Genomic DNA, 15,228 nt, shown 5'->3' on the forward strand with positions numbered 1-15,228 from the left:
CTGTGACACTGTGGGCGGATACCCGCGTTATAGCTTCTCCAGCAGCTTCTGGACATTTTTGTTTTGCGGGTGGTTCTGGTTTTTCTGCGCCCAGTCGTTGAGGCGGCGCTTCACTTCATCCTCGAGCTGTTTGCGGATAAGCTGATCCACATGCAGCTGATAGCTAAGGGCATCCCAGGGGCCGTAGACGCGCAGCGGGATGGGGGTGGCCACCAGGGCCGCCACCGTTTGCGGATCGCCCTGCCAGCCTTGCAGTACCCTGATATTCAGGTTCACGTCGCACTGCCGGCCCGGCAGATTAAGCGTCCCGTTGCCGCTGAGGGCCAGTAAGTCGGAGTCACCCGCCAGGTTGTCCAACTGCAGGCTGCCGTGGTTTAAGGTGGCCTGGGCGGTGAGCTGTTTCACTTCGGAATAATTTTCCGTGCGCTGCTGCGCGCTGACGCTGCTGTTGCTGCGCGCTACCGCCCGCTGAATCAGTTGCTGGATATTCAGCCCTTCCAGTCGGGCATTGTCCAGGGCCATCCGGCCGGAGCCCTGCCAGTTCTGCGCAAAATCATCGGCGGTGAGCGATCGGCCGGTTATTTGCCCTTCCACCGACAGCAGGCCGGTAAGGGTCTGCGGCAAGGAGAAGGCCTGCATCAACGGTCCGAGCGCCACCCTTTTGATATCGGGATGCAGTTCGAATTTGGGCTGCGGTCCGGTGACATCGACGGTGCCGGGCAGGTTAAACTCCCCTTCCCCCAGCTTGCCGTTCAGGGTGTTGAGGGACAGGTGGCCGTGGCGATTGTCCGCCTGGGTTTTGAAACCGGTGATATTCAAACCGTGATAAATGACCTGATCCGCCGTCAGGTTGAGCTGGCCGTTGAAGGCGTTGAGGAATGACGGATTATGGACCTCCATGGCGGAGACGATGATCGGCCTGCCGTTGCTTTGATGGGCCGCGGACTGGCCGTTATTGTCGGCGGCGTTGTCCGGGGTAAAGCCCATCAGGTTGTCCAGATTGAGATGCTGCGCATTCAAATCCAGCTGATAGACCGGCACCGCATCCATCTTGGCGCTGGCTTGGCCCGAGAGGTGGCTGTCATTGGCGCTGAGGGTCAGATTGCTGATTTCCAGCGTTTGGTTGGTTCGGGAATAGTCGGCGCTGAGTTTGCCTTCGCCCTTGATGCCGTCCGCCGGCAGTCCGGAACCGTGCAGTTGGTAGTCAACGCTGTCGAGGCGGGCGGTCATCTGGCGCGGATAATGGCTTAAATCCACATTGCCTTTGAGGGATACCGTCAAATCCCGTTGGTCGCGGTTGATGCGGCTGGAAAAGGTGATGTCGGCCTGCCGGGTGGCGCTTTGCTCTACATCCAGGTTTAAATCCCGCAGGTTGATCTGTTCGTTGGGCTGCCGCTGCCAAATCATCAGGCTGTCGGTGAGTTTCAGGCTGGCGATGTCATAAGACCAGCCCGGCTGGCTGACCGGGTTCGGGGTGTCGGCCGGCTCGATAGGGGCGTTTTCCGGCCGGCGGGCGGAGCTGTCGGGGGTGAGGGTGATAACCGCCCCTTTCAGCATGACCTGCTTGATGGCGAGCTGATGGGACAGCAGAGGCCAAAGCTCGACGTCGAGGCGCATATTTTCCGCGCTTACCACCGCCACGCTGGCTCCGGGCGCGGTAAGCGTCATATGTCCGGCCAGGATGCTGAGCTGCGGCCAGACATGCCAGCGCAGATCGCCGTCAAGGGCCAGGGTATAACCGCTGCGCTGTTTAACCTTGCTGACCATATAGTGACGAAAATCATTAGGGTTGATCAGCACCACCAACGCGGTGATACCGACAACCAGAACCGCCAGCAGTATGACCAGCGTAGTCAGTAATCTCTTCATGAAATCCCCATCTGTTGTCTCTGCCCTAACCCTGCGTCCGGCGGGATTAATCCTTATCGATACGGCTGGCAACGGCTCCCTGTTGATTGCGGTATTTGGCGTCTTCGCGGCGATTGTACGGACGCGCCGCCGGACCGCTTAAGGGCTCGAAGCTCAGCGCCCCAATCAACATCCCGGGGCGCAAAGCCAGTGGTAGCTTTCCTGAATTATAGAACTCCAGCACGATTCTACCCTGCCAGCCGGGATCGATGCGATGGGCGGTGACATGCACCATCAAACCGAGCCGGGCCAGGGACGAGCGGCCGTCCAGCCAGCCCACCAGGTTATCCGGCAGCGTGACGGATTCCAGGGTGACCGCCAGGGCCAGTTCGGCGGGGTGCAGATAAAACGCGCCCCCTTCGGGCAAGACGATTTCATCGCTCATCACCAGGTCCAGCGCCGCGGTCACTTCATCCTTGGGGCCGCTCAGGTCGATAAAAGCCGCATTGTGTCCCTGAAATACCCTGAACTGATTGCCGAGCCGGACATCCACCGTGGCGCCGTTAATGCGTTCCAGGGGAGGACGGGGGCTGATTACCAGCCGGCCGTCGTCCAGCCAGGCTTCTATGTCTCGATCGCACAGTCTCATCGCAGGTTTCTCCGTAAGACGCTAAAAGGGGCCGTCATCCTCGCGGGCGTCTGTTGCGCGGGTGGGGCGTTTTATTCAAAAAACTGACTGATCTTGGCCTTCAGTATATCGATGGCAATACGGTTTTTACCGCCGCGTGGGACAATAATGTCCGCATATTGCTTGGAAGGCTCGATAAATTGCAAGAACATGGGGCGCACGGTCTTTTGGTACTGCTCCATCACCGTGTCCATGGATCGTCCGCGTTCATTGACATCGCGTTTCATGCGCCGCAGCAGGCAGATATCCAGCGGGGTATCGACAAAAATGGAAAAATTCATCTCTTCTCGCAGGCGAACATCGGTGAGCAGCAGTATCCCTTCCAGAATAATCACTTTTTTCGGCGCCAGGTGCAGGGTTTCCGGACGGCGCGTATGCTCCAGATAGCTGTATACCGGCATTTCGATGGCCTTGCCGGCCTTGAGCATCTGCAGGTGCTGGAACAGCAGATTATGATCCATGGAGCTGGGATGATCGTAGTTGGTTTTTACCCGTTCGCTCATGATCATATGGCTTTGATCTTGATAATAGCTGTCTTCGGGGATGATGCCGATGTGTTCGTCCCCTACCTGTTCACATAATTCGCGGTACAACGTGCTGGCAATAAGGCTTTTTCCAGAGGCAGATGCGCCGGCAATGCCGATAATAACGCACTGGTGGGGCTTGTCAGTCATACAATAAGTGGCCTGGTAAAAAAAGAGAAGGGATACGCGTTTGCGGCGCGTTTGACGCGGCAATTATAGAGTGCCAGTGAAAACGATACCAGTGTTTGCGGCGGGTTCCCTTTCTCTGGAACATCTATTTTGTGCTTTGCAGCGAGTTAAGTCACAGAATTAAGATAATTCATGCTGGAGCAAACACGCGCGCTTGCGTAAAGTATAACCATAGTTTTATTCATCATCCCCATACAATCAGACTGAGCGTTATTGAATGAATTGGCATTGGCTGACTTTTTTTGGCGACACCATGCTGTTGCTGCCCTGCGCGGTCATTATCGTCGCTTTGCTGCTTTGGAAGGCGGAAACCCGGCGCACCAGCCTGCAATGGCTGCTGCTGATAGGCGCCGCGGGCGCTATCGTTATCGTGTCGAAGCTGGCCTTTTTGGGCTGGGGCATCGGCAGCCGCGCCTATGATTTTACCGGCTTCAGCGGTCATTCGGCGTTATCCGCCAGCATCTGGCCGGTGTTGATCTGGATTCTGGCCAGCCGGGCGTCCCGGCGCTTTCGTCTGGCGGCGGTGGCCTTTGGTTATCTGCTGGCGCTGGCCATCGGCGTGTCGCGGGTCATTTTGCATGCCCATTCGGTTTCGGAAGTGATTGCCGGGCTGGCGCTGGGCTTTACCATCAGCACGTCGTTTTTGCTGATGCAGTATTCCCGCGGTACCCGTATCCGTCATCTGTCGGCGGGCCAGCTGTCGGCGGTGCTGCTATTGCCGCTGCTGCTGGTGATGCAGGGCAAAAAAGCGCCGACCCAGGATCTGCTGGAGCGCATCGCGCTGGCTATTGCGCCGATTCAGCATGTGTATACCCGCGCGGACCTGCTTAAGGGCCGGCTAGATGCGGATACCTCACTTATTACCCCGCAATAAACCCGGCTGGCGATAGCTGTGCCCGCCGGGCTGGGGGGTACACTAATGTCAATCCAATAAAGCTCTACTTAATCCTGACGGCATTGTTCCTAAACGCTCCGGGCGTTTTGGTCCATGGCGCGTAAGGTTCACTCTTCTATCATTCTGTCCCGCCTTGTTGATTTCGAGTACATTTGTCCGCAACCTCACGCCCCCTAAGGCGGGTTGTTATTTTCAGGGGATCCAGTGTTCCTTCGACACCTCCACTTCTTCTATAATTTTTACCCCATCGGCGGTACGTATCCAGCGCGGTGCCCGCAGTTCATCCGCGAGATAGTTCACCAGCTCAAACAGCAGTCCGATAATGGTTGGTTCCATATCTTGCGATATCGTCCGGTCCGTCAACAGCCGCACTAAGACTTGACAATATTCGCACAGCAGATCGGATTCCGGCTCAAAGCGGGGTGAGCTCGACGGCGGCTCATCCACTGTTAGCCTTTCAACCAAGTGCGGCGGAATAGGATTTCCCATCGTGGACTGCTCACAGTGATCGGCCAGCACGGTGAAATCCGTGATTGAACTGAGGGGGCTGGAAAATAACGCGCGATTTTGGGTGGGGATTGTAGCCATAAAGGCAGCCTCCAACGAGTGATTGATATAACCGCCACCGAAAGAGACCAATCTTGCGGGTGGTGGACTGAACGGAGTTGGTCTTACCGGCCTCGTTGGCTACCGGCGCACCTTGCGGTGCCCCCGCCCAGCCCACCATTGAGGTAAGGAAGCGATAAGATACCGCAGCCAGAGCCGGACGCAGACAAAAATGACGCATAAGCGCCTTTATGTCCACAACGAGTAGTATTCAGGAGACCAATCCCGACGCCTGAATGTGCAGACGCGGTTGAATGATACCGTTAACGCTACTGAGCCGCAAGGGATATTGTCACAGGGAAATGAGGTTACATGCTGATATTATTATTATTTATGTAATCACCTCGTTGAACAAACAATGATCTTAATCGGTAAACGCCGCAAAATTGAAGTGAGCTCGCAGTTCGCTTACTCATATCCAATGCGTATATAAATTTTACGCTAAGATATCGACATGATTTGACAATGAGACATTTGTGTAGCAAATCCGATCTGATCTCATTCTTCCTTAAAAAGAACATTGGCTCCCCTAATCCAGAGTCGTCCATCCTTATCCTATGCAGCGCTTTTACGCCAGACACCCGCAATAGGAGCCGGATGCGTTAGCAGCGCACGTCAGGATCTGTGCGGGGGAGAGCCGGTAACGGCTATTCCTGCCGCAACCGCATCACAGAACTAAATAGCTTTAAGCTGGTTGATAATAAAAGGGTTGGTCTGCAGCAGCAGCAACAGCTTTCGCGGCGCACCGGTTGGCTGACGCCGTTTTGTTTCCCAGCTTTTTACAAGGTCATAGCTGACGCCAACAGCGACTGCAAAATCCTGTTGTTTCAACCCAGTCGCTTCACGAATGGCTTTAACATCAATCGGGCTAAACGTATGAACATGCTCCGATTCCGGTGTCTGCTCCCCCTTTTCAATTCTTACCATTTCTTCTGCACTGGCCAGCAGATCGGCAAATAATTCGTCTTTCATCTGTACCTCATCGCCCCCGTTGACGCCGCATTGGGCCTTATAGTTCGCCCATATGGGAGTTTCAGAACCTCAACGTTACACCATCATATCGGATAACTGCTTCAGAACTTTCTTTTGCTCTTCCGTTAAATCATCCTGCTCATTTTTGGGATATACCAGAGCCAGATATATTCGTCCTTTACTCGTCAAATTGTAGTAAATCACACGCACGCCACCACGCTTGCCCATATCCGGACGGCTCCAGCGGATTTTCCGAAATCCCCCAGTCCCTGCGATTGTGTCTCCGGCTTCAGGATCTTCGATTAATACCTCCTGGAAGGCCCGAAACTCGTCATCCGGCAAAAGTCTTGACGCCGTTTACTGAAACCGAGCAGCTCAATAAAAGTGTACATCTCACTCACTGACGTTATCGTGGCTTTTAAAGCATTGTAAGTGTACAGGGTACAGGGTAAATCAATCAAGTCATTTAATGTACCCTGTACATATCTAAAATAGCTGTAGTATTTCTAACTTGAAACATCTGGGCTACAAACCGATTTCGTCACTCTTGCTCGCGAATCCCAATGATTCCGGCATGAGCTACGCAAACCACCCAGCCAATTTCGCCGATCTGCACCGTCGCATTGAGAACCTAGCGGAGGCCTCTACCGAGCCGACCTTCGGATGAACACCAAACTTGCCTTGGCGATAAAGCTGGCGCCAATTGAATAATAATTGTCGTTGATACCATTAGCCCGCGCCAACTGAGCAATTGAAACACCAGGCTTAAGCGACTGTTCCACGAAGCTAATTTTGAATTTCAGAGGAAAATTGAGGCGATGGCGAGAAGATGTTGAGGGTTGCTTATCCACGGTGAATTGCGTCCATTAAAATAGATGATGGACACTATCTTCACCAAAACTGAGAGTCATTAAAAGACGGCGCAGGCGTGACGCTTACGGTTGAGGTCAGGAAGCGATTAGAAATCGCAGCCAGGGCCGGATGCTGACGAAAAGACGCCGATGCGCCTTCTTGTCTTCAACGAGTAGTATTTAAGAGACCAATCCCGACGCCTGGATGTCCAGACGCAGTCAAACGATATCGTCAATGTTACTGAATCGCAAGGGGTTTTGTCGGTGTCAAATTCCTTTATTCATAAACTGCGAGGCTTTTCCCATTCGGCAATGTAACGTCACGAATCTTGTCGTGAGTGATTTGGCGCCGAATTTCTTCGACCCGGGCGGCGATTCTCATACGGCTTTTTGGGGTACGTTTCGCCAACAGTTCGTCTAAGGTTGCCATTTTTATCCTCCAGGATCGTTTAGTTACGCATTTATCGTAAATCAGCCGGCCTACTCTGTATAGCCACGCGCTCCGTTTCAAGATCAAGAGATATACCCTCGGGCGGTAACAGCGCATCGAATATGCTGTTACCCGCGTCACTTTTCCGACGACACGACACAGGCAAACCTTCGTCCGTGCCAGGAAGGGCATTAGCCGTATTGATTCGGGTTGGGATAAACACCGGGCCTTTGCACACATTCCGTCTCGTTTCGGCGAAATTTTGCTTAAATTCCAGTATTGAGATGCAGAACACAATCATTGTTATCCTCATTAAAAATGAGCGAAAGATGCCGGGTTTAACATTCAATCTCTATGTCACCCAGGCACCATCGCCCTTCCTCTTAAACCGCCTTAAACGCAATCTCGGTGGGGATCACCTCACCCTGCCAATAAAGCTGGGCCGCCACCTGCCCCGCCAGCTGGCGGTAGAGGTCGGTGAATTCGCTGTCCGGGCGGCTGACCACCGTGGGTTCGCCCCGGTCGAGATCTTCCCGCAGGCTGATATGCAGCGGCAGCTGGCCCAGCAGGGCGCAGTTAAACTGTTCCGCCAATTTTTCAGCGCCGCCGGAGCCGAAGATGGCTTCCAGATGCCCGCAATGACTGCAGATGTGCATGCTCATGTTTTCCACGATACCCAGCACCGGCACGCCGACTTTCTCAAACATGATGATGCCTTTGCGGGCATCGGTCAGGGCGATGTCCTGGGGCGTGGTCACCACCAGCGCGCCGGTGACCGGGATGTTCTGCGCCAGGGTAAGCTGGATATCGCCGGTGCCGGGCGGCATATCCAGCACCAGGTAATCCAGCTCCGGCCAGAGGGTATCCTGCAGCAGCTGCAGAAGCGCCTTGCTGGCCATAGGACCGCGCCAGACCATGGCGTTGTCGTCGGTGACCATATAGCCGATGGAGTTGGTGGCCAGGCCGTGGGCCATGATCGGCGCCATATGCTGGCCGTCCGGCGAGGTGGGACGTTCATGGGCGGCGCCGAGCATGGCGGGAATGGAAGGACCGTAGATATCCGCGTCCAGCAACCCGACGCGTCCCCCTTCCGCCGCCAGCGCCAGCGCCAGGTTGACCGCGGTGCTGGATTTGCCGACGCCGCCTTTGCCGGAACTCACGGCAATCAGGTTGCGCACGCCATTGACCCCCGGCTGATCCTTGACCCGGCGCAGGGTGGCGATATTGTGCGACAGCTTCCAGTCGATGGCGCCGGCGCCGGTGACCCGCAGCAGCTCGGCGCTGAGGCTCTCTTTCATTTCTTCAAAGGCGCTCTGCCAGGCAAAGGGCATGGTGAGCTCGATGTGCAGCGCGCCGTCCAGCAGGGCGCAGTGGTTCAGCGCCTTAAGTACGGTGAGGTCGCGCTTGAGGGTCGGATGCCGATAGGCGGCGAGGACCTGGGCAACCTGGGCGCGCAGCGCGTCGGGGGTTGATTTTTCGGGCGATGGAGTAGTCATCCCGGCTCCTTATAGGGTTTGTAATCGATGGGCATAGGATAACAGAACTGGCCGAGCTTGTTTACGCGGGGTGTCGCTATCGGTTACCATCGGAATTCTTTATGACATCCAACAAAAGCACATTCCCAACATGACTCAAGTCGCGAAAAAAATATTGGTAACCTGTGCGTTACCATACGCTAACGGTTCAATCCATCTAGGCCATATGCTGGAGCATATCCAGGCGGATATTTGGGTCCGTTTTCAGCGAATGCGCGGCAATCAGGTTTATTTCATCTGCGCCGACGACGCGCACGGCACGCCGATCATGCTGAAGGCACAGCAGTTGGGCATCCCGCCGGAAAAAATGATTGATGAAATGAACCATGAGCATCTGACGGATTTCAACGGTTTCGGCGTCAGCTATGATAACTACCACTCCACGCACAGCGAGGAGAACCGCGGGCTGTCAAACCTTATCTACCAGCGGTTGAAAGCAAAAGGCTATATCAAAAACCGGACTATTTCCCAGCTGTACGACCCGGAAAAAGAGATGTTTTTGCCTGACCGGTTCGTCAAGGGCACCTGCCCGGTGTGCAAGTCGCCGGATCAGTACGGCGATAACTGTGAAGTCTGCGGCGCCACCTATAGCCCCACCGATCTGATCGACCCGAAATCGGCGGTGTCCGGCGCCACGCCGGTGATGCGGGAGTCGGAACATTTCTTCTTCGACCTGCCGGCCTTTAGCGACATGCTCAAAGCTTGGACCCGCTCCGGCGCGCTGCAGGAGCAGGTGGCCAACAAAATGCAGGAGTGGTTTGAATCCGGCCTGCAGCAGTGGGATATCTCCCGCGATGCCCCCTACTTCGGCTTTGAAGTGCCGGATGCGCCGGGGAAATATTTTTACGTCTGGCTGGATGCGCCCATCGGCTACATGGGGTCGTTTAAGAACCTGTGCGACAAACGGGGCGATATCGATTTTAACGATTACTGGCGGGTGGGTTCCGATGCGGATCTGTACCACTTTATCGGTAAAGATATCGTCTACTTCCACAGCCTGTTCTGGCCGGCGATGCTGGAAGGCAGCGATTTTCGCAAGCCCACCAATCTGTTCGTGCACGGCTATGTGACGGTGAACGGCGCCAAGATGTCGAAATCCCGCGGCACCTTTATCAAGGCCAGCACCTATCTCAAGCACCTGGACCCGGATTGCCTGCGGTATTATTACGCCGCCAAGCTCTCGTCCCATATCGATGATATCGATCTGAACCTGGAGGATTTTGTCCAGCGGGTCAATGCGGATATCGTCAATAAAGTGGTGAACCTGGCTTCCCGCAACGCCGGCTTTATCGCCAAGCGCTTTGCCGGCCGGTTGTCCGATACCCTGGCGGACCCGGCGCTCTACCGCACTTTTACCGATGCGGCGGCGAGCATTGCCGAGGCGTTCAACAGCCGTGAATCCGGCCGGGCGATTCGGGAAATCATGGCGCTGGCGGATGTGGCCAACCGCTATGTGGATGAACAGGCGCCGTGGGTGGTGGCGAAGCAGGAAGGGGGCGATCAGCGGCTGCAGGATGTCTGCTCCATGGGCATCAACCTGTTCCGCGTGCTGATGACTTACCTTAAACCGGTGCTGCCGTCATTGGCGCAGCGGGCGGAAGCCTTCCTGAACGTCACCCTTGAGTGGGATGCCATGCAAACGCCGCTGACGGGCCATACCATCAGCACCTTCAAGGCGCTGTTCAACCGTATCGATCCGGTTAATGTGGAAGCCATGATCGCGGAGTCGAAAGAAGAGGCGGCCGCGTCCCTGCCCGCATCCGGCGGCAAACCGGCCGCCGGTCCCCTGGCGGACGAGCCGCTGCTGGACACCATCAGCTTTGATGATTTTGCCAAGGTGGATATGCGCATTGCCTTGATTAAACGGGCGGAGCTGGTGGACGGTTCGGATAAACTGCTGAAGCTGACGCTGGATTTGGGCGGCGAGACCCGCCAGGTATTTTCCGGCATCCGGGCCGCGTATCCCGATCCGGAACTGCTGGAAGGCCGTCTGACGGTCATGGTAGCCAACCTGGCGCCGCGCAAGATGCGGTTCGGCGTTTCCCAGGGCATGGTCATGGCGGCCGGCCCGGGGGGGGAGGATATTTTCCTGCTCAGCCCGGATGCCGGCGCGCTGCCGGGCATGGCGGTGAAATAAAGGACCCCCTCGCCGGAATGACTCTCCGGATCAGCCTGTAGACATACCTGTCCGGCCTTCGTCAGGCCGGGCATTTTAAGGTTTTACCATGGAAGCCCCGTTGACCAAAAAAGGATTCCCGCCGGTTATCAACGCCCTGGTCTTGACGTCCGTCGTAATGACCATCGGGCGCGGCCTGACCCTGCCCTTTCTTGCACTCTATCTCTCCCGGCAACAGGGCATGATGCCCGGTGAAATCGGCCTGGTGCTGGGGGCGGGCCTGACCCTGGGCATTGTTTTCAGCCTGTACGGCGGTTATCTGGTGGACCGGTTCAATCAGCATCTGCTGATACTGGGTTCACTGGTCCTATTCGCCCTGTCGTTTTTCCTGCTGCCGCAGTGCCGAGCCGTTCCGGGACTGGTGGTGCTGATCGCGCTGATTAACAGCGCATATGGGCAGTTCAGCATTACCCTGAAAGCCACCATCGCCCAGTGGCTGCCGGTGGCGGCGCGCATCAAGGCGTTTTCCGTCAACTATACGCTGGTGAATGTCGGCTGGGCGGTGGGCCCGCCGCTGGGTGTGGTGGTGGCCGAAACCAACCCGACCCTGCCCTTTTATCTGTCCGGCGCCTTAAGCGCGGCGGCGGCGCTTATCATGGCCTGGTTCCTGCCCCGCTGCGGCCGGCCGCCGGTGGATATCGACGGCCAGGAAGGGATGGCGGATGAAGCACCGGCCCATGAAAAACCGGCGGTAAACCCGATCAATTTCCGCCAGGTGTTTTATGTGCTGAGCCATGATAAACGGCTTATCTATTTCACCCTCGGCGGCGCCCTGGGCAGCCTGGTGTGCAGCCAGTTCGCCAGCTGTCTTTCCCAGTTTCTCATGGTGGCGTTCAACGGTGAGTTCGCCTACCGGGTGGTGGGCTGGACACTGCCCACCAACGCCGCCATCGTGATTACGCTGCAATACCTGGTGAGCCGGAACATCAGGCGCGAGACCCTGATGCCCTGGCTGGTGGCCGGCAGCTTGTTTTTTATCATCGGCCTGGTGGTGTTTATGTTTGCCCGCCACTCGCTGCCGCTGTGGATAATCGGCGTGGCCATCTTCTCCCTGGGGGAAATCATTATCATCCCGGTGGAATATCTATTTATCGATTTTATCGCCCCGCCGCACCTGAAGGGCAGTTATTACGGCATGCAGAACCTGAGCAGCCTGGGCGGCGCGGTCAACCCGATGCTGACCGGTTTTGTGCTCACCTATGCGCCGCCGGCGACGCTGTTTTGGGTCTTGATCCTGGCGACGTTGGTAAGCCTTGGGCTGTTTTACCGCGGTTTTCGCTATTCGCGGCGGACGGCCGCCGACATGGGCTGAACGCTTCAGGTCGCCCCATGCTTTGCCCGCCGCCATAAACGCCCTGTTCACAGACGTGAAAGCACAAACCAGGTTCTCTTTCCTGTTTGACCGGGGAATGGGGTCGGACTTAAATCACCTCGCTTCGCTGCAGCGCCGCCTTGATCTTGGCTTTCAGTTCATCGGTCAAAGGCGAGGCGGGCCACAGTGCGTTCACCGATACATCCACTCCCACCAGCTGAATGGCGTATTTCACCACGTTATAGAAAGGCAAATCGTAGTTGTACAGCTCGGGAATAAAGGAGAGCCGCTGCTGCAATCTCACCGCTTCGGCGTAATCCTGCCGCTGCCAGGCCTGATAGATGCCGCAGGTCAGCTGGGGCGCGAAGTTGGCGCTGGCGGGGATGCAGCCGTCGCCGCCGAGGATCAGCGTGCCGAACAGATACTCGTCGTAGCCGGAGAACACCGCGAAATCGGGCCGTACCGGCTTAACGGCATGAATGGTTTCGCGTATATGGCTCAGGGTATCCACCGTATCCTTCAGGCCGACGATATTTTCACAGCTTTCCGCCAGGCGGCGGATGATCGGCACCGGAATGGATTGGCCGGTCAAGCCGGGAAAGTTATAGATAAGGATCGGCAGTTCAAGCGCGTCGGCGAGGTGTTTATAATGCAGATAGAGATTTTCCTCACTGAGGGGATTGTAGTAAGGATTAACCGCCACCACGCCGTCGGCGCCGATTTTCTGTGCATGCAGGCCGAAACGGATGGCCTCACGGGTGCCGGAATGGGCAATGCCCACCAGCACCGGCTTGCGCTTGTTGACATAGTTAACGCAAAACTCAGCGGTCTGAAAACGCAATGCTTCCGACATATGGGCGAATTCGCCGGCGCTGCCCAGGAAGAACAGCCCGTTGACGTCCGATGCAATCAGGCTGTCCAGCAGGTTGGCCATGCTGGCTTCGTCTAATTGCTCGTCTGCGGTAAACAGGGTGGGTACCGGCGGAATAACACCATAAAAGCGTGGGTTCGGCATAATAAAACACTCTCCTGACAGCTGAAATGAATCCGACCCGCAACAGCGGTCGCATAAAAAATCTTATAGCCTAAATAATTCCCGCTGCCGAAAGACGGCAACGCGAAGTATGACAGGTATAGTTGTTAACAGATTAGCCGGCTCTTTTTCGTGCGCCAGTTCAAAAAAATTGCCCCTCATTACCCGTGCAGCAGCCCCTTCAGCCAGGTGCTTAAATTGCTGTTCAGACACTGGATCATGAGCTGCCACAAAGGTCCGCAGGGCTCGGTGCTGTCCAGGCCGCGCACCCCGCGCAGGTGATCAAGGGCATCTTTCAGCGTCGGGTAGCGTTCGGTGAGGGCCAGATGTAAAAACAGCGCCAGCACCGCCACCCCGCGGCTGCGTCCGCCCCGGCAGTGCACCAGGATATTGCCCGGCCGGTGGGCGGGATAACCGGCCTTGCCGGGACTGGCCTGGGTAAGCAGGCCGGCCAGCGCCAGCATCGCCGCCAGCAGATGGGGAGCGGTGTTGCCCCGGCCGTCGATCAGGCCCACATGGCTGCGGCGCAACAGCATGCCGTCCGGCAAAATCAACGGCGCCAGCGGCAAGTTCACCGCCACGTTCAAGGCGCTGGTAATGCCCCGCCCGGCCAGCAACTCCCCGTCGCAGGCCGCCTGGCCGTTACCGAGAAACAGCGTGGCATCATAAGGCCCGACATGCTGTTCCACCAGCCAGAGCAAAGGCCGGCTGTCTTCATATTGCTTTGTCGATAGGGGGGGTTCCGACGTGATAAGATTCTCCTGAAGCGGAGCCGGTTTCACCTTCATAGAGACCTCATGCGGTTGGTTACGACGGACAGGCCGTCAATGAAATGCACAGGTTATTAATGATAGGACAGCAATAATCATGCCGAGCGGCAGAATTACCGCATTACCTTAGCCATGATCTATGACAATGTCATTAAAACCTTTCACCGGGATAAGCAGCCCGCGGTAGCACGTCCTGCAGTTTAATTGTATGATGAAAGCATTCAGCAATAAGGTTAAAACAATGGGCAATTTAATTTTAAATGGCTGGGCCTTAATCCGCGCTTTTGCCTTGATCTACCTGTGTTTATTCATCGGTAATTTCCTGTCCTCGCTGCTGCCCATTACCATTCCCGGTAGTATCCTCGGCATGCTTATCCTGTTTTTGCTGCTTTCGTTTCAACTGTTGCCGCCGACGTGGCTCAAGCCGGGCTGCCATTTGCTGATTCGCTATATGGCGCTGTTATTTGTGCCCATCGGGGTCGGCGTGATGAATTACTATCAACAGCTCTCCTCGCAGTTCGGTCCCATTGTGGTGTCGTGCATGGTCAGCACGCTTATCGTCATGCTGGTGGTGGGCTACAGTTCCCATTATATTCACCGCGATCGCCCGGTGGCCGGTGAGCCGCCCAGACCCGGCGAGGATAAATGATGTTAGCCAATATCTGGTGGTCGCTGCCGTTGACCCTGCTGGTCTTTTTCGCCGCGCGCCGTTTGGCGGTAAAATACCCTATGCCGCTGTTAAATCCGTTATTGGTCTCGATGGTGGTGATTATTCCCTTGCTGTTGATGACCGGCATTCCTTATGAGCGTTATTTTGCCGGCAGCCGGGTGCTTAACGATTTATTACAACCGGCGGTGGTGGCCCTGGCCTTTCCTCTTTATGAGCAATTGCACCAAATCCGCGCACGCTGGAAATCCATTATCAGCATTTGTTTTGTCGGCAGCCTCACCGCCATGATAACCGGTACCGTCATCGCGCTGTGGATGGGAGCTACGCCGGAGATCGCCGCATCGATACTGCCCAAATCGGTCACCACCCCCATCGCTATGGCGGTATCGCAGTCCATTAAGGGCATACCGGCCATCAGCGCGGTCTGCGTGATTTTTGTCGGTATCCTCGGCGCGGTTTTCGGCCACACGCTGCTGAATCTGCTCAAAATCACCACCAGGGCCTCGCGCGGCCTGGCGATGGGCACCGCCTCCCACGCCCTGGGCACCGCCCGCTGCGCCGAGATGGATTTCCAGGAAGGCGCGTTCAGTTCGCTGGCGCTGGTGATCTGCGGCATTATTACCTCATTGATCGCCCCCTTCCTGTTCCCGGTATTACTGGCGGTGTTCGGCTGAATGAGGGAGGGATGTTATCGATTTTGCCTGCGGTTTGGACCAGCATGGTAATGGG

General features: G+C 56.2%; 16 protein-coding genes and 1 pseudogene. 5 read left to right on the top strand and 12 right to left on the bottom strand.

What is annotated here, in order from left to right; genetic code table 11:
• Positions 1-27: 27 nt before the first annotated feature.
• The 3 genes from asmA to udk form a co-directional block, all read right to left on the bottom strand.
• The gene (gene asmA, locus ACL2XJ_RS26095; protein ID WP_413725055.1) at positions 28-1,869 is read right to left on the bottom strand and encodes an outer membrane assembly protein AsmA; all 1,842 of its coding nucleotides are present in this window, start codon (positions 1,867-1,869) and stop codon (positions 28-30) included.
• Between the two features lie 46 nt (positions 1,870-1,915).
• The gene (gene dcd / locus ACL2XJ_RS26100; RefSeq protein WP_132927436.1) at positions 1,916-2,497 is read right to left on the bottom strand and encodes a dCTP deaminase; all 582 of its coding nucleotides are present in this window, start codon (positions 2,495-2,497) and stop codon (positions 1,916-1,918) included.
• Positions 2,498-2,568: 71 nt separating this feature from the next.
• Positions 2,569-3,210 (bottom strand): uridine kinase, encoded by a 642-nt coding sequence (gene udk / locus ACL2XJ_RS26105; protein ID WP_413725056.1) that lies wholly within the window; start codon positions 3,208-3,210, stop codon positions 2,569-2,571.
• A 256-nt stretch (positions 3,211-3,466) separates the two neighbouring features.
• Here udk and ACL2XJ_RS26110 point away from each other — a divergent pair, with 256 nt between their 5' ends.
• A complete protein-coding gene (locus ACL2XJ_RS26110; RefSeq protein ID WP_413725057.1) occupies positions 3,467-4,123 on the top strand; it encodes a phosphatase PAP2 family protein in 657 nt (218 codons plus the stop codon).
• A gap of 213 nt (positions 4,124-4,336) precedes the next feature.
• Here ACL2XJ_RS26110 and ACL2XJ_RS26115 read toward each other — a convergent pair whose 3' ends face one another.
• The 7 genes and pseudogenes from ACL2XJ_RS26115 to apbC form a co-directional block, all read right to left on the bottom strand.
• Positions 4,337-4,732 carry a hypothetical protein gene (locus tag ACL2XJ_RS26115; protein WP_413725058.1) on the bottom strand — a complete coding sequence of 132 codons (396 nt, stop codon included), beginning with the start codon at positions 4,730-4,732 and terminating at the stop codon, positions 4,337-4,339.
• Positions 4,644-4,931: an ash family protein gene (locus ACL2XJ_RS26120; RefSeq protein WP_413725059.1), complete on the bottom strand. Its 288-nt coding sequence runs from the start codon at positions 4,929-4,931 to the stop codon at positions 4,644-4,646. Before ACL2XJ_RS26120 ends, ACL2XJ_RS26115 begins: the two co-directional genes overlap by 89 nt.
• A 494-nt stretch (positions 4,932-5,425) precedes the next feature.
• Positions 5,426-5,722, bottom strand: a complete 297-nt coding sequence (gene nadS / locus ACL2XJ_RS26125) for a NadS family protein (protein ID WP_413725060.1) — start codon at positions 5,720-5,722, stop codon at positions 5,426-5,428.
• 75 nt (positions 5,723-5,797) lie between these two features.
• Positions 5,798-6,114 (bottom strand): annotated as a pseudogene (locus ACL2XJ_RS26130) (type II toxin-antitoxin system RelE/ParE family toxin).
• A gap of 252 nt (positions 6,115-6,366) precedes the next feature.
• The gene (locus ACL2XJ_RS26135; RefSeq protein ID WP_413725061.1) at positions 6,367-6,573 is read right to left on the bottom strand and encodes a transposase; all 207 of its coding nucleotides are present in this window, start codon (positions 6,571-6,573) and stop codon (positions 6,367-6,369) included.
• A 277-nt stretch (positions 6,574-6,850) separates the two neighbouring features.
• Positions 6,851-7,003 carry a hypothetical protein gene (locus tag ACL2XJ_RS26140; protein WP_413725062.1) on the bottom strand — a complete coding sequence of 51 codons (153 nt, stop codon included), beginning with the start codon at positions 7,001-7,003 and terminating at the stop codon, positions 6,851-6,853.
• Between the two features lie 383 nt (positions 7,004-7,386).
• A complete protein-coding gene (gene apbC, locus ACL2XJ_RS26145; protein ID WP_132927425.1) occupies positions 7,387-8,499 on the bottom strand; it encodes an iron-sulfur cluster carrier protein ApbC in 1,113 nt (370 codons plus the stop codon).
• 130 nt (positions 8,500-8,629) lie between these two features.
• Here apbC and metG point away from each other — a divergent pair, with 130 nt between their 5' ends.
• Both metG and ACL2XJ_RS26155 read left to right on the top strand, forming a co-directional pair.
• Complete coding sequence (metG, locus tag ACL2XJ_RS26150) at positions 8,630-10,675, top strand: methionine--tRNA ligase (protein WP_413725063.1); 2,046 nt, start codon at positions 8,630-8,632, stop codon at positions 10,673-10,675.
• Between the two features lie 88 nt (positions 10,676-10,763).
• Positions 10,764-12,026, top strand: coding sequence for an MFS transporter (locus tag ACL2XJ_RS26155; RefSeq protein ID WP_413725064.1), 1,263 nt, complete (start codon positions 10,764-10,766; stop codon positions 12,024-12,026).
• A 109-nt stretch (positions 12,027-12,135) separates the two neighbouring features.
• Here the strand turns inward: ACL2XJ_RS26155 and ACL2XJ_RS26160 are convergent, their stop codons facing one another.
• Together ACL2XJ_RS26160 and ACL2XJ_RS26165 are read right to left on the bottom strand one after the other, a co-directional pair.
• Positions 12,136-13,041 carry a dihydrodipicolinate synthase family protein gene (locus ACL2XJ_RS26160; protein WP_132927421.1) on the bottom strand — a complete coding sequence of 302 codons (906 nt, stop codon included), beginning with the start codon at positions 13,039-13,041 and terminating at the stop codon, positions 12,136-12,138.
• Between the two features lie 179 nt (positions 13,042-13,220).
• Complete coding sequence (locus tag ACL2XJ_RS26165) at positions 13,221-13,847, bottom strand: protein phosphatase (protein WP_413725065.1); 627 nt, start codon at positions 13,845-13,847, stop codon at positions 13,221-13,223.
• 223 nt (positions 13,848-14,070) lie between these two features.
• Here ACL2XJ_RS26165 and ACL2XJ_RS26170 point away from each other — a divergent pair, with 223 nt between their 5' ends.
• Both ACL2XJ_RS26170 and ACL2XJ_RS26175 read left to right on the top strand, forming a co-directional pair.
• Positions 14,071-14,478, top strand: a complete 408-nt coding sequence (locus ACL2XJ_RS26170; protein WP_203523431.1) for a CidA/LrgA family protein — start codon at positions 14,071-14,073, stop codon at positions 14,476-14,478.
• On the top strand, positions 14,478-15,173 hold the full coding sequence (locus ACL2XJ_RS26175) for a CidB/LrgB family autolysis modulator (RefSeq protein WP_132928076.1): 696 nt from the start codon (positions 14,478-14,480) through the stop codon (positions 15,171-15,173). Before ACL2XJ_RS26170 ends, ACL2XJ_RS26175 begins: the two co-directional genes overlap by 1 nt.
• The last annotated feature ends 55 nt before the right edge of the window (positions 15,174-15,228 follow it).

Origin of the sequence: Sodalis sp. RH16 (genome assembly GCF_047324245.1) — a bacterium.
Taxonomy (GTDB): domain Bacteria; phylum Pseudomonadota; class Gammaproteobacteria; order Enterobacterales; family Enterobacteriaceae; genus Acerihabitans; species Acerihabitans ligni.

Bases quoted from the DNA above. Each gene is read 5' to 3' on its own strand.
- asmA (WP_413725055.1), bottom strand. From the start codon at position 1,869: ATGAAGAGATTACTGACTACGCTGGTCATACTGCTGGCGGTTCTGGTT.
- dcd (WP_132927436.1), bottom strand. From the start codon at position 2,497: ATGAGACTGTGCGATCGAGACATAGAAGCCTGGCTGGACGACGGCCGG.
- udk (WP_413725056.1), bottom strand. From the start codon at position 3,210: ATGACTGACAAGCCCCACCAGTGCGTTATTATCGGCATTGCCGGCGCA.
- ACL2XJ_RS26110 (WP_413725057.1), top strand. From the start codon at position 3,467: ATGAATTGGCATTGGCTGACTTTTTTTGGCGACACCATGCTGTTGCTG.
- ACL2XJ_RS26115 (WP_413725058.1), bottom strand. From the start codon at position 4,732: ATGGCTACAATCCCCACCCAAAATCGCGCGTTATTTTCCAGCCCCCTC.
- ACL2XJ_RS26120 (WP_413725059.1), bottom strand. From the start codon at position 4,931: ATGCGTCATTTTTGTCTGCGTCCGGCTCTGGCTGCGGTATCTTATCGC.
- nadS (WP_413725060.1), bottom strand. From the start codon at position 5,722: ATGAAAGACGAATTATTTGCCGATCTGCTGGCCAGTGCAGAAGAAATG.
- ACL2XJ_RS26140 (WP_413725062.1), bottom strand. From the start codon at position 7,003: ATGGCAACCTTAGACGAACTGTTGGCGAAACGTACCCCAAAAAGCCGT.
- apbC (WP_132927425.1), bottom strand. From the start codon at position 8,499: ATGACTACTCCATCGCCCGAAAAATCAACCCCCGACGCGCTGCGCGCC.
- metG (WP_413725063.1), top strand. From the start codon at position 8,630: ATGACTCAAGTCGCGAAAAAAATATTGGTAACCTGTGCGTTACCATAC.
- ACL2XJ_RS26155 (WP_413725064.1), top strand. From the start codon at position 10,764: ATGGAAGCCCCGTTGACCAAAAAAGGATTCCCGCCGGTTATCAACGCC.
- ACL2XJ_RS26160 (WP_132927421.1), bottom strand. From the start codon at position 13,041: ATGCCGAACCCACGCTTTTATGGTGTTATTCCGCCGGTACCCACCCTG.
- ACL2XJ_RS26165 (WP_413725065.1), bottom strand. From the start codon at position 13,847: ATGAAGGTGAAACCGGCTCCGCTTCAGGAGAATCTTATCACGTCGGAA.
- ACL2XJ_RS26170 (WP_203523431.1), top strand. From the start codon at position 14,071: ATGGGCAATTTAATTTTAAATGGCTGGGCCTTAATCCGCGCTTTTGCC.
- ACL2XJ_RS26175 (WP_132928076.1), top strand. From the start codon at position 14,478: ATGTTAGCCAATATCTGGTGGTCGCTGCCGTTGACCCTGCTGGTCTTT.